Genomic DNA, 15841 nt, shown 5'->3' on the forward strand with positions numbered 1-15841 from the left:
ATGGGCAGAAACTGCCCACGAAGTGCTGTCCAGAGGCTAGGAGAAGGTGCGCGAAGTGATCCCGTATCAGTACGGGTTGTCAGCCATGACTTTGGCGAATTCGAGCAACTTCGGAACATCACAGATGGTTATGTTTCGGTAACTGCGTTCCACCAGCCCTTGAGCCGCCAGCGCGGCCAGGTTCTTCTCGGCCGTGTTGAGCTTCAGGCCGGCCAGCGAGGCGAGTTCCTTTTGCGTGAGCGTCACGCCGAGGTCGCGCCGCTTGCCGTCGCTGTCCGGCTCGGGCTGGGCGTAGGCCTTGCACAACTCGGCCAGGACCCTGGCCAGCCGAGTCAGCGAGTCGTACGCCTGGAAGTCGATCCGGCGCCGGTTGGCCCAGCGCAGCCGGGCGCACAGCATGTGGAGGACGGCCCGCATGGCGTCCGGGTGGCGGGAGAGGAAGGTCTCCAGGGCCCGCATCTGAATGATCCGCGCGGTCACGTCACCGCACGCGACCACCGTGCCGGACCTGGGGCGCTCCTCGAAGGCCGCCATCTCACCGACCAGGTCGCCCGCTATGCGGACGGCGAGCAGCATGTCGTACCCGCTCTCCGCACTGGCGACGACCTTCACGACTCCGCTCGTAATCAACAGGACATGCCGGCTCTCGTCGCCCTGCTGGAGCAGGGCGCGATGCGGCGGATAGGTCATCGGCGTGCCCTGGCTCAGGATTTCTTCCCGCGTCGTGTCCCTCAACCGGCCGAGAAATGTGGACGGTGGCCACGCGTGATTCACCAATACCCCCGATAATCTCACTCCGCGGCGCAACGCGCCGTGCAAGCCTGACCATGCTGCCGCCGAGCTGAGTGCCGGCAAACAGGCAGGACGGGATGTGGCCTGTTTTCTTGCTTCTCAGCCAGAATTGACCGAACACGCGTTCCCAATAAGAATTGGTCTCACCGCGATCTTTCGCGCGCTCAACACACTGGAGAACTCGACAGCCGGTGACCGAGGCCACCGGGAGCCACCCGGGAGCCGACGTGCTTCCTGGGCCTTTGTTGAAACCTCCCGAAGCCACGACAGCCCGACGCTCCCGACCAGGGCAGACATCATCCGCGCTGACAAGCCGAGCAATCCAACGCTACGGCTCCGCCCCGTCCGCCGTCCTGAGGACTCGCACCCCCAACGGCCTTGCGCGCACAGGCGCCCGCCGACGGCGGGGGCGCTGTGCGCGCAGAGGCACGGGAGCTGTGCGTACGGGGACGCGGGAACTGTGCGCGCGAGGGCGTGGGAGCTGTGCGCGCGGGGGTGCGCGTTCTCCGGGTCAGCCCAGGGCGTTCCCGTACAGGCGGAACAGGCGCGGCATGGGCGCGGAGGTGTCCCCTTCGAGCTGGGCCTCCAGAAGGCGGGTCCAGCAGGTGGCGGTGAGTTCCCGGGCCCGGCTGCCGGGCCAGGGCCGGGGGAGCAGTTCGGGCGGCAGCAGGGGGTCCGGCTCCATCGCGCGGCTGAACTCCGCCGCGAGTTCGACGGCCATGGTCAGTTGCTCGGCGCCGGACAGCGCCCGGCCGCCGCCGATCTCGGCGAGGCAGGACTCGGCGAGGTCGGCGAGCCGTTCGTACCGGTCTCCGATCTCCTTCAGCGGCCAGAGGGCCGCCGCCAGGTCGCCCGGCTCGTGGACGGTACCCAGGCGCAGGTCGGAGCTGGTGAGGAAGGTGACGGCGGCCAGGACGCCAAGGCGTCGCGCCGCGGCCTCGACGAGCGGCTCGACGGGGTTGGCGCTCGCGTAGAAGCCGCCCTGGACGGGTGCGGCGCCCAGCCGGAGGAGGTGGTCGCGGAGGGCGTCGCGGGCGGCTCGTCTGGCCTCGGGGACGGCGAAGGCGAACAGGTGCCAGGTGCCGTCCCACGGGGCGAGTCCCCGGTCCTGGCGATAGGCGTGACGTACGTAGTCGGCGTCCGGGGCGAGAGAGCCCGTGGCGTCCTCGACGGCCCGCAGTACGGCCTTGCGTCCGCGGCCCTCGTGGGTGAACCGGCCCTCGGCCGCGAGGCGTTTGACGCACAGCCTCACCTGCTGGTCGGTCATGCCGAGCAGGCCGGCGACCGTGTAGAGCTCTCCGGCGTCCACCGTTCCGTCCTCGCGCACGAGGGCGTGCACCAGCAGACGGGTCGGAACCTCCACCCTGATTCTTCTTCCGGCGTTCATCGTTCCTCCCGGCCGTCCGCCACCGTGACCGGACGGTACATGGTCGTGACCGCCGAGAAGCCCAGCAGGTCGCGCAGGTAGGGCGTCCGCTCGGTGCACGCCGCGGTGAAACCGTGCCCCGGGGCCCTGTTCGCCGGCGGCTTCCTCATCGACCGGCGTCGATTCCTCCGGCGGCCGTGTCAGTCGCCGCCACCCCGTTCCCTGGCGGCCTTCGCACCGCGTGCGCCGGACCGGACAGAGCCTGCACCTGCGCGTACGTAGGCCCCCGACCGGCTACCGGGCGGCCCGCCCGGATGTCCGCCGCTGCCTCCGTCGCGGCGCCGAGTGCCGTCCGGAACAGCAGCGAGCCGAGACTCACCCGGCGCACACCCAGGTCACCGAGCTGGGGGACCGTGGGGCCGGACGGTGTGTAGAGAATGTTGAGCGGTGTCGCGAGCCGCTTCACCAGGGCGGCGATCACGGCCGGATCGGCCAGCCCCGGCACGAACACACCGTCCGCGCCCGCCTGTTCGTACGCGTGGAGCCGGTGCGCCGTCTCCTCCCCCGCCCGGCCGCCGCCCAGCCAGTACGTGTCCGTGCGGGCGTTGACGAAGAGGTCCGGTACGGCAGCCTTCACCGCCGCGACCTTCGCCGCGTGCAGGGCCACCGGAGCGAGGGTGCCGTCGTGGCGGCCGTCCTCCAGGTTGATGCCGACCGCCCCGGCGTCCGCCAGCTCGCGGGCCAGTCCGGCCACCTCGTCGGGGTCGTCGCTGAACCCGGACTCGGCGTCCACGGAGAGCAGGTACGGGCCCGGCCCGAGCCGCCGGGCCAGCAGCAGCGTCTCCGCCCGGGTCGCTCCCGCACCGTCCGGCAGCCCCACCGCGGCCGCCACGCCGAGGCTGGTCGTGCCGATGGCCGGGAAGCCCTGCGCGGCGAGGGCGGACGCCGAGGCGTGGTCCCACGCGTTGGGGATCAGGAACGGCGAGGCGCCCGCGCGATGCAGGTCGGCGAAGGCGGCGAAGGCGGCGGCGGGAGTGGTCGTCAGGGCATCGGGGGTTACGGCAGCGGGCGTCCTTGCGTCGGGCGTCGCAGCTTCGGGCGCCATGACACCGGGCGTCGCAGCTTCAGGCGTCACGGCAGCGGGCGTCACAGCTTCGGGCGTCATGGCTTCGGGCTTCATGGCTTCGGGCTCCCGGTCGGGCCGTTCGCTCCCAGATCCCCCACGGAGTCCGCGTAGTACACCGACTCCTCCAGGTGGAAGGCGAGTTGGCGGAACGTCCACCCCTTTCCGGGCGAACGGTCGAGCTGGTCCGGCGTCAGGGCGTCCAGACGGTTCACCCAGATCCTGCCCAGTCGGGTGAGCCGGCTGCGCGCCTCGTCGAGGTCGGCCCCGGTGAACGGGGCGAGATCCGCCGCGGTGGTGGTCGCCGAAGCGTGCCAGTGGTCGGGCTGCGTCTCCTCGCCGGCGAGCCGGGCCTCCATCTCCGCGAGATGGTCGACCATGTGGTCGGCGACGCGGCGGATCGCCTTGTGCGGGGTGTAGACGCGGTCATCGGCGGCGACGGGCCGGCCGTCCCAAGCGGTCCAGGTCACGGCGAGGGCCAGGACGTGGTCGACCATGGCCGCCAGGATCCGCGCGGGGTCGCGGGCATCGGTCACCGGGACGTCGTCGAGTACATCGAGTACGTCGGGGGCGCCACGGGTGTCACTGGCGTCACGTACGTCACAGGCGTCGTCGAATGCGCCGTAGGCATCAGTCACCGGAGCGCCCTCAAGCGCACCGAGCACGTCGCCAGCACCGGCTGCCGAAGCACCGCCAGGCACGCCAGGCACATCGGTTGCAACGGTTGCATCAGGCACGTCACGTACCTCGCCACGCGCCTCGCCACGTACCTCGCCACATACCTCGCCCGCGTCTACGACCGCCTCGGGCATGTCGGCCACCACCCCGGGTGCGTGCTTCGTTTCCGTCATGGCTCGACGCTAGGCCCGAAACGCTTCGGTCCCCGCCGAACCGTTCCGGCCCCGCCTAGGCCTCGGGCGACGTGTCCGCGTCGTGCACGTACCTCGCCGGTGGGCGCTCAGCGCAGTTCCTCCGGGCACGGTGTGCCGGGTGACAGCTGGTAGGGCGCGGCCAGCCGGTACACGCCCGGCCGCGGCGCGAGCAGTTCCGTCCACTCGTCGCCGTCCGCGTCCTCCTCGACCTTGATCAGGCAGCCGTTGGTGTTGACGAAGGTCCGGGGGGTGTTCTCGTCCTCCCGCCGCTTGGACTCCTCGGTCTCCTGCGGCCGCTCGACGCTCTTGCCCTTCTCGTCGACCAGGGCGAGCCAGCGCGAGTACGGGATACGGATCAGGATCCGGCCGGGCCTCTTCACATGGATGGTCAGCTCGCCCGCACCCGCCCGGTCCACCGTGGCCGGCGGGTCGGCCATCGGTATCGGGCCGTCGACCTCGAAGAGCCGCCAGTTCGCGTCGGACCAGACCAGCTTCAGATACGGCAGCCCGTCGTCGATCAGCTCCGCCTCCTGCACCGCGCCGGTGGAGTCCGGTGTTCCCCTGGGCAGCACCACGTAGTGCACCGCCCAGCGGTCGAGCCACTCGCGGTAGTTGGCGCTGTTCAGCGTGTCGTCGTAGAAGAGCGGGTTGCGCTCCATGTCCGCCTGCCGGTTCCAGCCACGGGCCAGGTTGACGTACGGCGCGAGCGCGGACGCCTCGCGGTGGCTGCTCGCGGGCACGACCTCGACCCGGCCGCGCTCCGCGCCGACCTGCTGGAGCTGATTGACCAGCGGGGCCAGCTCACGCGTCCAGGAGGCGGCGGGGGCGGTACGGACGATGTCGTCGACGCCCTTGAAGCCGATCCAGAAGTTCAGCCCGACGAAGGCGAGGATCAGCGCGTACCAGCGCCGGGAGCGCGGCTTCGTGTACGGCAGCGCGGCGAGCAGCACCACACCGGCGAACAGCATCGCCATCCGGGTGACGTTCGAGCCGATCTGCGAGTCGATCACATAGGTCAGCAGCGTCCCGACGCCGTACACGGCGGCCGCGGTACGGACCGTCTTCCAGTCGCGCGGTACAAGGACGAAGACGAGGACCGCGAAGAGGAACGGCAGCGACAGCGTCGCGACCGACATCGGCTGCGTGCCGGAGAACGGGAACAGCCACGCGGACAGCGCCACGACCACGACCGGGGCCAGCCCCAGCGCGTACGCGCCGGGGCGCCGCTTGTTCAGGAAGAGCGCGGCGGCGACCACGCCCAGGAACAGTCCGGCCACGGGGCTGCTCGCCGTCGCGAGCCCGGCGAGCGGGGCGGCGACGGCCGCCTTCGCCCAGCGCTTGTACCGCCACCGGTGCGGCCAGCAGAACACCGCGGCCACCGCGCCCACCGCGAACATCATGCCGAGCCCGAACGTCACCCGCCCGGACAGTGCGTTGCACAAGTACGCGAAGGCCCCGGCGAGCGAGCAGGCGAGCGGATTGCGGACGGCCCGGACCCGGACCAGGATCAGCGCGGTCAGCGCCGCCGACACGGTCCCGGCGACCATCATCGTCGTACGCACGCCGAGCACCGACATCAGATACGGCGACACGACGCTGTACGAGACGGGGTGCATGCCCCCGTACCAGGCGAGGTTGTACGCGGTACCGGGGTGCCGGCCGACGAACTCGGCCCAGGCGTCCTGGGCCGCGAGGTCGCCGCCGCTGTTCGCGAAGAAGAAGAACCAGAGCACGTGGGTGACCGCGGCGACCATGGTCGTCAACAGGACCGGGTGGCGGTGGCAGAGTTCCTTGAAGCGGCCGAACCGGTCGCCGCCGCCCGGCGTGGGAACCCGCGCAGAGCCCTCGGCCGAGTCCGTACGGGCTGTACTGGGCTTCGCCCGTGTGGGCTCAGCAGCGGTCACTGCGACTCTCCCCGTCCTCGCCCGGACGTGTCGGAACCGACGATTTACTGCACGGGCCTCATTGCCGGAAGACGCGTTCCGGGGTCCACACGTTGCTTCCGGGACGCTAGCACGCGGCCTTTTTCTCTGTCCGGAAAGGTTCCTTGAAGTGGGATGTCCCCCACAGCGACCTGCAAGAACCGTTCCAGATCATCAGCTCGCGAACGGCCGTGGAATCCCCCTGCACAGACGGCGCCGTGTTCGGCAGCGACGAGTCGTGGACGAGCGGAGGGAGCCACTGCGGCCGACCGGCGGACCAGCCGTCAGGCCGTCCGGCGGACCAGCCGACCGCTTCCCCGGAACGCCTGTGCCCCGCAGCGCATGTGTCGCGCTGCGGGGCACAGGTCTTCAGTACTTCAGTCGATCGCCCGGACCGCCAGGCCGCCGGACCACCAGGCCGCCCTGCCGACGGGCCGACGGGCCGAGGGGCCGGATCAACCGATTCGGGTCAGTTTCTGATCAAAGCTCGGAGCCTTCAGATCCTGTTGGAGCGCCACCGGCGCGCTGACCTTGCCGGGCCCCGTACCCACGGTCACCACACCCACCTCGGCGCCTGCCGCCGCGCTGTGCGGGATCTGCTTGCCGTTGTCCGACATGGTCAGCTCGACCTGGAGGCCCGACCAGCCCTTCGCCTTCAGATCGCGGGTCGCGACCACCGGTGTCCGGCCGCCGAGTCCGTCGTCGACGTACCCGACCACGTCCCCCTTCTTCACGACCGTGGCCGAGGTGACGGCCTTCTGGGCGCGCTTGATCAGCTTGAGGCTGTTGTCCAGCGACATCTTGAGGCTGTCGTACGGCTGGCCGGTGCCTGCCTGCTGGCCCATGACAGCGCCGTAGATCCAGAGCTTCTTCCCGTCGACGACGGTGTTCGCGGACCAGAGCAGGTTGCCGCCGGCCGGAGTGGACGAGCCGGTCTTGATGCCGCTCACACCCGGCTCCAGCAGGATGGTGTTGTTGTTGTAGATCGTCTGGTCGATCCCCGGAATCTGGATCTGAGGAGTGTCGACGATCTCCCGGAACACGTCGTTCTGCATGACCGCCCTGGCCAGCTTGAGCTGGTCCTCGGCGGTGGAGACGGTCGTCTTCTCCAGGCCGCTCGGGTCCGTGTACGTGGTGTCGTTCATACCGAGGTCCTTGGCGGCGTCGTTCATCTTCGTGACGAACTCAGCCTCGGACGGGGCGTCCCAGCGGGCGAACAGGCGCGCGGCGTTGTTCCCCGACGGGATCATCAGCAGCTGAAGCAGCTGCTTCTGGGTGAACTGCTGGCCCTTCGTGATCGGCGCCGTCGACTCGTCCTCACGCTTGGACTCGTCCTCCGCCCGCTGGTCGACGGTGATCTTCTCGCCCTGCTCCTTGCCGGTGAGGGGGTGGCCCTTGAGGACCACGTACGCCGTCATGACCTTGGCGACGCTGGCGATGGGCGCGGGCTTCTGCGCCCCTGCGCTACCCATCGAACCGACACCGTCCACACTCACCGCCGACTGCCCCTGCGCCGGCCAGGCGAGGTCCAGCTTGTCGCCCTTGAAGGTGTACGTCGACTGCGCCGACAAGCCCAGCCGGGGGTCCGGGAGCGGGCGCACCATCTGCACGATCGCAAAGACGATCAGCAGAAGCAGGACCAGCGGGGTCCAGATCTTGACCCGGCGGACGGCGGTGCGGACCGGCGTCTGGGGCGGCGGGGGCGTGTTCGTCAGCTCGGCCAGCAGGTCGAGCGGCGGCTTGGGCGGCATCGGCTGCTGCGTGGTCCGCTCGGCACCGGAGGGCGTGGGAGCGGGGGGCCGCACGCCGGGTGTCGAGGCGGCGGCTGCCGGCGTCTCGGGCTTGCGCGGTGCGGGCTCCGGTGCGGACGCCGAAGCCGAAGCCGAAGCCGGTGCCGGTGCCGGTGCCGGTGCCGGTGCCGGTCGTACGTCGTCGCCGCGCAGGGGCACGAACTTGCTGGTCCGCTCGGCTGCGGACTCGGGCTTCGACCCCGAATCGGACTTCGGTACGGGCGGAGTGATCTTCAGCGCGGTCGTCGGCTGGTCGATCTTGTCCGCTGCGGGCGCCCTGAAAACAGCGGTCGGCTGGTCGACTCCGCGCTTGTCCTCGGCAGCGACGGCCTCGTCCGCCTCGTCTGCCTCGCTCGCCTCGTCTGCACCGTCCGGCCTGCCCGCCTTGCCTTCCTTGCCGGCCCCGTCCGCATCGCCCGCATCGGCATCGGCATCGGCATCGGCAGACTTCTTGGCGTCGGCTTCGGCGTCTTTCGCGTCCTCGGCAGCAGAGGTCTTCTCGTGCGCCCCCGAGACCTGGGCTTCGTCGGAGACCTTGTCGGAGGCGCCGTCGGACACCTCGGCCGCGCTGCCGCCGCTGTCATCGCTGTCGGCATCGGCATCGGCATCGCCCGACGCGACCGCCTCGGACGCGCCGGCCTCCGCCGTGGCGTCGGTGTCCGCCTCGGACGCAGCCGCGCTCCCGGACGCCTCGGCCTTCACGTCGTCACCCTTTGGGCTCGCGCCGCCCTCGCCGCCCTCGTCGTCGTCCTTCGACGCCCATGCGGCGACCGCCGCACGCAGCCGCGCGTCGCCCTCCCCGGGCGCTCCGGCATCGACGGACTCGGCGCCGTCCGCACCCTCGGAGCCCTTGGAGCCCTTGGAGCCCTTGGAGGGAACCTCGGAGCCCCCGGAGACGCCGGAGGACTCGACGGACTCCCCGGCGCGTCCCTCGGCGGGCTCGGTAGCGGGCTCAGTGGCCTCAGACGCCCCCTCCGCGCCCTCGGCGGCCTTCGCCGCGCCCTCGGAGCCCCCAGCGGCCGAGGAGACCGAGGAACCCTCCCGGGCGCCGGATTCACCGGAGCCCTCGCCGCGCTCACTGCCCTTGCCGTCGGTGTTCTCGACGGCGTCGACGCCGTCCATGCCGCCCTTGCCGTCCTCGGACGGCCGCGCACGGAAAACGGCGGTCGCCCTGTCGGCCTCGCCGTTCCCGCCGCTCTCGCCTGCGCCGGTCAGCCCCGGCTCCGTACGGAAGACGGCCGTCGCCGTGTCCGTCCCGCCGCCGGTCCCGGCCCCGGCGGCCGGTTCACGGAAGACGGCGAGCCGCGGATCGCTCTCACTCCGAGCCGTCCCCGACGGCTTCTGCTGCTTCGACTTGTCGGGGGACTCGCCCGCCACCGGTGCCTCCTCCATGCGGCGCGGGGACATCCCCGCGCTGTCCGAACCATCTACCAGTGTCCTGTGTGAATCACCGGCCGGGCTGCTAGACGAGAACGACATACCTACTGGTTCCCATACAAAGCACCCAGGCGCCCTCGACAGACCAATGTGAGAGGGGTCACCCTGTCATTCATCCACGCGGGGAGGCATGGATGGGCAGGAGCCGCAGAACAATTCCGGAGGAGCTTCTGCTGCTCGCTCTGGACCCGGCCACGGGTACCACAGCGCAGCCGCAGTCGCTCGACCTCGGCCTCGCCGGAGCTCAGCTAGTGGAGCTGGCTCTGGCAGGACGGATAGCCCCTGACGGGGATCGTATCGCCGTGGTGATGCCACGGCCGACAGGAGATCCGACTCTGGACTCCGCACTGGAACTGCTGCGCCGACGCGGCAGCCCGGTTCGGGCGGTCCACTGGATCGGCGGACCCCGGCTGGGGCTGCGTCAGATCTATCTCGCCCATCTGGAGCGGTGCGGCATGGTGCATGCCGTGGCGGGCCAGATGTGCGGTGTGCTGCCGACAACTCGCTACCAGGCGACGGACACGGCAATCAGCCGGGACATCAGAGCCAGGCTGGACAGTGCGATCCGCACCGGCGTACCGCCGGACCCGCGGACCGCGGCGCTCGCCGCGCTGGCCCACGCGGTCGGACTCGGCAAGCACCTGTATCCCGGGAACGAGGGGCGTTCATCGCGCTCCAGGCTCCGGGACCTGATCAGACACGACCCGATGGGCGGACTCGTGGCGCACGCCGTGATGGACGTCCAGAACGGCGCGGTCGCACAGCCGCGCCGCAATCAGGCGGCCGGAGTGCCGTTGCAACCGCAAGTGCAGTCGCAGTCGCGCCGCGGCAGCATGGCGCAGAGCGCGGCCCACTAGGACCGCACCCGCCGCCACACGCACCGCAGCACCGCAGCACCGCAGCACCGCAGCACCGCAGCACCGCAGCACCGCAGCACCAACCGAATACCACCGCACCGTCGTCCCCAAGACCCGGTTCGGGAGCCGCACCAAGCGCGGGGCAGCCGGAATCACGGCTGCCCCGCGCGCCTGCGTGTGGCCATTTCCCAGCGCAGCCGGGGTCAGGGGTGGCAATCTGCTCAGCAGTAGATACGCACAGCTACATAGCCGGAGGTGCCGTTTCCGTGCCGTCCAACGTCAATCCCACCGTCAGGCGACGCCGGTTGGGCCAGGAATTGCGCCGACTGCGCGAGCTCAAGGGCATGACGGCCGAGGAGGTCGCGGAGCGACTGCTGGTCTCGCAGTCGAAGATCAGCCGCCTCGAAAACGGCCGCCGCTCCATCAGCCAGCGCGATGTACGCGACCTCTGCGGAGTGTACGAGGTCGAGGACCACCGGATCGTCGACTCACTCATGCAGATGGCCAAGGACTCGCGCCAGCAGGGCTGGTGGCATGCCTTCGGCGACATCCCGTACAGCGTCTACATCGGTCTGGAGACCGATGCCGAGTCGCTGCGGGTGTACGAACCCCAGGTGGTCCCGGGCCTGCTGCAGACCCGCGGTTACGCCGAGGCGCTGATCAACGGCGCGCTCCCGGAGGCCCCGCCGAGCGACATCGACAAGCGCGTCAGCGTCCGGGCCCGCCGCCAGGACCGCATCACCGCCCAGGAGAATCCGCTGCGGCTGTGGGCGGTGATCGACGAGTCGGCGCTGCGTCGGGCGGTCGGCGGCAAGCAGGTGATGATCGAGCAGTTGGAGCAACTGGTCGAGCTGTCGCACCTGCCTCATGTGACGGTGCAGGTGCTGCCGTTCGACATGGGTGCCCACCCCGGCATCAATGGGCAGTACGCCATTCTGGAATTCCCGGACGCCGCGGACTCCAGCGTCGTCTATATCGAGGGCGTCACCAGCGACCTCTATCTGGAGAAGGCGATTGACGTGCAGCGGTACAGCGTCATGTACGAACATCTGCGGGCACAGGCGTTGAATGTGGAGCAGACCCGGCACTTCATCGGCGAGATCGCGAAGGACTATGCCGCGCACTCGGGCGCGTAAATCCGGACGGCCCGCAAAGTCCGGTACGTGGGAGATCAGGCAGTGTTACGGGAGAGGCGGCGGTAAGATACACCGTTCTTCACACACAGGGGAAGGACCTGGTGGTATATACCATCCGGTCGAGTGAACGCCCCCTTCGCTCACGGGACTTGGCGAGTAGCGTCGATCACGCCAACCAGAAAGCTGTTGGTGTCCTTACACGACTCTCTGAACCGGAGTGAACATGGCCATTCGTCAGGGTGCTACGGACAAGTGGACGAAGTCCTCGTATTCCGGGGGCAACGGCGCCTGCGTCGAAGTCAAGTCCCCTCTCGCACGGGCAATCGCCGTACGCGACTCGAAGGCCCCCGAGGGCCCTTCGATCACGTTCGTCCCCGCCGCGTGGAACGCTTTCGTGCGTGACGTCGGCACGGGCGCCGTCGGCGCCTGATCGGCGCTCTCCACCGCTCGCATCGCAGCACCGATGTTCCCGTGCTGCCGGTAGCCCTCTCGACTGGTCCGCCGTCCTGGCCGAGGGGGCTCGATGCCCGTCCGGGGCCCGGCGCCTGTCCGGGGCTCGATGCCCGTCGGGGCCCGGCGCCTGTCCGGGAACCCGATGCTCGTCCGGGGGCCGACGCGCGACCCGGGGGCCCGAAGCGCACCCCGGGGGGCCCGACGCGCAACCGAGCGCTCAGCGCAACCGGTCGACGTGGAGGTCGGTGCCGGGCACGGTCGGGATGAACGGCGCGACCAACTCCACCCGTCCCAGCCCAGATTCCGCGACCTCCGCGTCGAGCCCGGTGAAGTGCCCGGCCCAGCAGTCCCTCGGGTCCTCCTGGAGGAACCACAGCAGGGTCAGCCGGGTGTCGACACCCTCGACCTGCTTCACATAGCTCATCCGGTCGCCCGGCAGCGGCGTGGGACGGAAGACGGTCACCATCGCCGCCGGTGAGCCGCCCAGCCGCTTCGGCAGGTGCCGCGAGCGCAGCCACTCCAGCAACTCGGCTCGCTGCGCCGCCCCTTCGGTGTCGATCACCTGAAGGACCAGCCCGCGGTACGGATGGTCGAGCGCGTGGAAGTCCCGGGGCCCCGCGGCACCGTCCCGGTAGACCGTCGCCTCATGGTCCTGGAACGACGTGAACACATGGGTGCGGTCCTGGTAGACCCGGCCGTCCCGGTTCAGCCGCTTGTTGATCCCGACGGTCCACTTCATGTGGTCGTCGTAGCGCCCCTCCGTCACCCAGTACGTCGACAGGTAGCAGCCGGCGCCGACCGGCTGCGCCACCGCGGACTTCTCCGGGTAGCGCAGTTCCCGCAACTCCCGGGTCGCGACCCAGCGGCGTCCCGCGAACATCCAGGGCATCGCCATCGCGCCCGCGTAGTAGTGGTCGTCCTCGTACCAGCGGTTGTACGCGTACTCATGACCCGGGTGCGGTTCGACCATGGTGATCAGCGCGTGGCCGGGGTGGACCCCGTACGGTCCCAGCGCGGCCAGTTCGGCGTAGGTGTCGCTCCGCGTCCCGCCACCCCGCGCCCCGCCGTTCCCGGTCCCGTCGTTCCGGGTCCCGCCACTCCTTGCCCCGTCGCCCCGCGCCCCGTCGCCCCGCGTCTCGTCGCCCCGTGCCTCGTCGCTCATGCCGTTCCCCTTCCGTACTCCGCAGCGGCGTCCTACTCTGACGCCCCGTCAGGAGAACTGCCAGAGCCGGGAGGCCGCCGATGTTGCTCGCGGGGAAGACCGTCATCGTGTCCGGGGTGGGGGCCGGGCTCGGGCATCAGGTCGCGGCGACGGTCGTACGGGACGGCGGCAACGCGGTGCTCGGGGCGCGTACCGCGGCGAATCTCGCCAAGTCGGCCGCGGAGATCGACCCGGAGGGCCGGCACACCGCCCATCTGGCCACCGACATCACGGACGAGGTTCAGTGCGAGGCGCTCGCCGCGCTGGCGCTGGAGCGGTTCGGACGGATCGACGCGGTGGTCCATGTCGCCGCCTGGGACAGCTACTTCGGCGGGATCGAGGAAGCCGACTTCACCACCTGGCAGTCGGTCGTCGATGTCAATCTGCTCGGCACCCTGCGGATGACCCGCGCCTGCCTGCCCGGCCTCAAGGAGCGGGGCGGCTCGGTGGTCGTCATCGGTACGCAGTCCGCGGTGGCCGCGCCGTCCCAGGTGCGGCAGGCGGCGTACGCGGCGTCGAAGGGAGCGCTCACCTCGGCGATGTACTCCATGGCGCGGGAGTTCGGCCCGTACCGGATCCGGGTGAACACGGTGCTGCCCGGCTGGATGTGGGGGCCTCCGGTGCAGGCGTACGTGCAGTTCACGGCGGGCTCCGAGAGCGTGCCCGAGGCCGAGGTGCTCGGCAGGCTCACCGAGCGCATGGCGCTTCCGGACCTCGCCACGGACGGCGATGTGGCCGAGGCCGTCGTGTTCCTGGCCTCGGACCGGGCGCGGGCGATCACCGGACAGTCCCTCCTGGTGAACGCCGGCGAGCTGATGCGGTAGGACCGCCTCGCGGCACCACTCCTCCTCCCGCCCCGTCCCCGCCTCGCCTCCCCCTCCTCGCCCTCTCCTCAACGGCCGCGCGGGACCCGCATCCCGTGCGGTCCTTCCGTGCCCCTCGGGCCCTTCCGCGCCCCTCGGGTGCTTTCGTGCTCCTCGGGTGCTTTCGTGCTCCTCGGGTGCTTTCGCGCCCCTCGGGTCCTTCCGGTGCCCTGCACGGCCTGACGAAGTGCCCGCCCATCGTGTGGCTGCCGTCATGTTCGCGACAACGCTCACGTGAGTCAAGAACAAGTAAATTCGTTCTACTTACTGATCGATGTTCACATCCCTGATCGCGAAAAACCTTGACCGAGGAGCTGGACAGGCGGTTCAATCCCCGAAGTCCCCGCTCCCGCACGGGGAACCGCTGAGCGGCCGTACCGACGAAGTGCGTACCCGTTCACAAGGCGGACCCCAGGAGGGGGCACATGAACAGTCTCGACTGGGTCGTGCTCATCGGCTACTTCGGCGTGATGATCGCGATCGGGCTCTGGTCCCACAAGCGTGTGGACAACGTCAGCGACTTCTTCACGGCCGGCGGCAAGATGCCGTGGTGGCTGTCCGGCATCTCGCACCACATGTCCGGCTACAGCGCGGTGATGTTCACCGGTTACGCCGGTATCGCGTACCAGTACGGCGTCACCTCCTTCGTCACCTGGTCGCTGCCGATCGCCATCGGCATCGGCATCGGTGCCCAGCTCTTCGCACCCCGGCTCAACCGGCTGCGTTCACGGCTGCACGTCGCGTCCCCGCTCGAATACCTGAAGAACCGCTACAACATCCAGACCCAGCAGGCGCTCGCCTGGTCCGGTCTGCTGCTGAAGATCGTTGACGTCGGTGCCAAGTGGGCGGCCATCGCCACCCTCCTCTCCGTCTTCACCGGTATCTCGATCACCCAGGGCATCTTCATCACCGGCTGCATCACGGCCGTCTACTGCACGGTCGGCGGACTCTGGGCGGACGCGCTCACAGAGCTGGGGCAGTTCGTCATCCAGCTCTTCGCCGGGGTGGCGATGCTCGTCACCGCGATGGCGAAGCTCGACGGTTTCAGCACCCTGTGGACGGTCTGGGACAAGCTGCCCGAGGGCCACACCGATCCGACGGCCGGCCCGTACACCGTGACCTTCCTGCTGGCGTACCTCTTCATCAAGACCTTCGAGTACAACGGCGGCATGTGGAACCAGGCCCAGCGCTACATGGCCACGGAGTCCGCCGCCGCGGCGAAGCGTTCGGCCCGGCTCTCCGCCGTTCTGTGGCTGGTCTGGCCCACCGTCTTGTTCTTCCCGATGTGGTGCGCCCCGCTGCTGGTCCACGCGCAGAAGCCGGACGCCTCGGACAGCTACGCCCTGATGACCGAACAGCTGCTGCCGCACGGCCTGCTGGGCCTGGTCGTCGTCGGCTTCTTCTCGCACACGATGGCCATGTGCTCCTCGGACGCCAACGCCATCTCCGCGGTCTTCACCCGGGACATCGCCCCGGTCTTCTCCAAGGCGGCGCGCGACTGGAGCAGCCGGGCCGGGCTGCTGGCGGCGCGGTTGTCCACGCTCGGCTTCCTCGGTCTGTCGATGGCACTGGCCACCCAGATCAACTCGCCGACGTTCAAGGACATCATCTCCGTCGTCATCAAGTGGGTCGCCGGGCTGATGGGCCCGATCGCGATCCCGTTCATGCTGGGTCTGCTGCGCAGATTCCACCGCTCGGGACCGACGGCGGCGCTCACCAGCTGGGCGGCGGGGCTGCTGGCGTTCTACTTCACCAACTACAACCTCGACGGTTCGGTGAAGACGGACGTCGCGCTCCAGTACCAGGTGGCGCTGCCGCTGGCGATCTCGCTGGTCCTCTACATCGTGATCGGCTTCGTCAAGCCCGAGGACACCCCGGAGCGCGACGCGATCATCGAGATGATCAATACGGACGGCGACGGCGATGGCGACGGCTCGGATGCCGGGGCGACGCTTCCGGCCCAGGCCGGCCCCGGGGACACCCCGGTCGCGGGGGGCGTGAAGGACTGACGGTCCCGGTCGTACAGGGT

Annotated in this window: 13 protein-coding genes; 5 read left to right on the forward strand and 8 right to left on the reverse strand. The window is 69.9% G+C overall.

Going from position 1 to position 15841, the window contains the following annotated elements; translation table 11 throughout:
• Positions 1–66: 66 nt before the first annotated feature.
• The 7 genes from ACFVT1_RS17000 to ACFVT1_RS17030 all read right to left on the reverse strand — a co-directional run bounded on the left by ACFVT1_RS17000 (position 67) and on the right by ACFVT1_RS17030 (position 9257).
• Positions 67–735: a Crp/Fnr family transcriptional regulator gene (locus ACFVT1_RS17000; protein WP_389795889.1), complete on the reverse strand. Its 669-nt coding sequence runs from the start codon at positions 733–735 to the stop codon at positions 67–69.
• A 568-nt stretch (positions 736–1303) separates the two neighbouring features.
• On the reverse strand, positions 1304–2179 hold the full coding sequence (locus ACFVT1_RS17005) for a PaaX family transcriptional regulator C-terminal domain-containing protein (protein WP_389795890.1): 876 nt from the start codon (positions 2177–2179) through the stop codon (positions 1304–1306).
• Positions 2176–2328 (reverse strand): hypothetical protein, encoded by a 153-nt coding sequence (locus tag ACFVT1_RS17010; protein ID WP_389795892.1) that lies wholly within the window; start codon positions 2326–2328, stop codon positions 2176–2178. Before ACFVT1_RS17010 ends, ACFVT1_RS17005 begins: the two co-directional genes overlap by 4 nt.
• On the reverse strand, positions 2325–3263 hold the full coding sequence (locus ACFVT1_RS17015; protein ID WP_389795893.1) for an isocitrate lyase/phosphoenolpyruvate mutase family protein: 939 nt from the start codon (positions 3261–3263) through the stop codon (positions 2325–2327). The genes ACFVT1_RS17010 and ACFVT1_RS17015 overlap by 4 nt, the downstream gene beginning before the upstream one ends.
• 71 nt (positions 3264–3334) lie before the next feature.
• Positions 3335–3778, reverse strand: a complete 444-nt coding sequence (locus ACFVT1_RS17020) for a hypothetical protein (protein ID WP_389796204.1) — start codon at positions 3776–3778, stop codon at positions 3335–3337.
• A gap of 461 nt (positions 3779–4239) precedes the next feature.
• Entirely contained in the window at positions 4240–6057 is a 1818-nt protein-coding gene (locus ACFVT1_RS17025; protein WP_389795895.1) for an MFS transporter, read from the reverse strand.
• A 473-nt stretch (positions 6058–6530) separates the two neighbouring features.
• Positions 6531–9257, reverse strand: a complete 2727-nt coding sequence (locus ACFVT1_RS17030) for a D-alanyl-D-alanine carboxypeptidase family protein (protein ID WP_389795897.1) — start codon at positions 9255–9257, stop codon at positions 6531–6533.
• 179 nt (positions 9258–9436) lie between these two features.
• On the opposite strand from ACFVT1_RS17030, the gene ACFVT1_RS17035 reads away from it, so the two are divergent.
• From ACFVT1_RS17035 to ACFVT1_RS17045, 3 genes are all read left to right on the forward strand, one after another.
• Entirely contained in the window at positions 9437–10159 is a 723-nt protein-coding gene (locus ACFVT1_RS17035) for a GPP34 family phosphoprotein (RefSeq protein WP_389795899.1), read from the forward strand.
• 266 nt (positions 10160–10425) lie between these two features.
• Positions 10426–11295, forward strand: coding sequence for a helix-turn-helix domain-containing protein (locus ACFVT1_RS17040; RefSeq protein ID WP_389795900.1), 870 nt, complete (start codon positions 10426–10428; stop codon positions 11293–11295).
• Positions 11296–11518: 223 nt separating this feature from the next.
• Complete coding sequence (locus ACFVT1_RS17045) at positions 11519–11725, forward strand: DUF397 domain-containing protein (protein WP_389795902.1); 207 nt, start codon at positions 11519–11521, stop codon at positions 11723–11725.
• A gap of 240 nt (positions 11726–11965) precedes the next feature.
• Here the strand turns inward: ACFVT1_RS17045 and ACFVT1_RS17050 are convergent, their stop codons facing one another.
• Positions 11966–12910 carry a hypothetical protein gene (locus tag ACFVT1_RS17050; RefSeq protein ID WP_389795903.1) on the reverse strand — a complete coding sequence of 315 codons (945 nt, stop codon included), beginning with the start codon at positions 12908–12910 and terminating at the stop codon, positions 11966–11968.
• Between the two features lie 80 nt (positions 12911–12990).
• Here ACFVT1_RS17050 and ACFVT1_RS17055 point away from each other — a divergent pair, with 80 nt between their 5' ends.
• Entirely contained in the window at positions 12991–13773 is a 783-nt protein-coding gene (locus ACFVT1_RS17055; RefSeq protein ID WP_389795905.1) for an SDR family oxidoreductase, read from the forward strand.
• A gap of 464 nt (positions 13774–14237) precedes the next feature.
• Positions 14238–15821 (forward strand): sodium:solute symporter family protein, encoded by a 1584-nt coding sequence (locus ACFVT1_RS17060; RefSeq protein WP_389795907.1) that lies wholly within the window; start codon positions 14238–14240, stop codon positions 15819–15821.
• The last annotated feature ends 20 nt before the right edge of the window (positions 15822–15841 follow it).

Origin of the sequence: Streptomyces sp. NPDC057963, assembly GCF_042887155.1 — a bacterium.
In the GTDB taxonomy this organism is placed as follows: domain Bacteria; phylum Actinomycetota; class Actinomycetes; order Streptomycetales; family Streptomycetaceae; genus Streptomyces.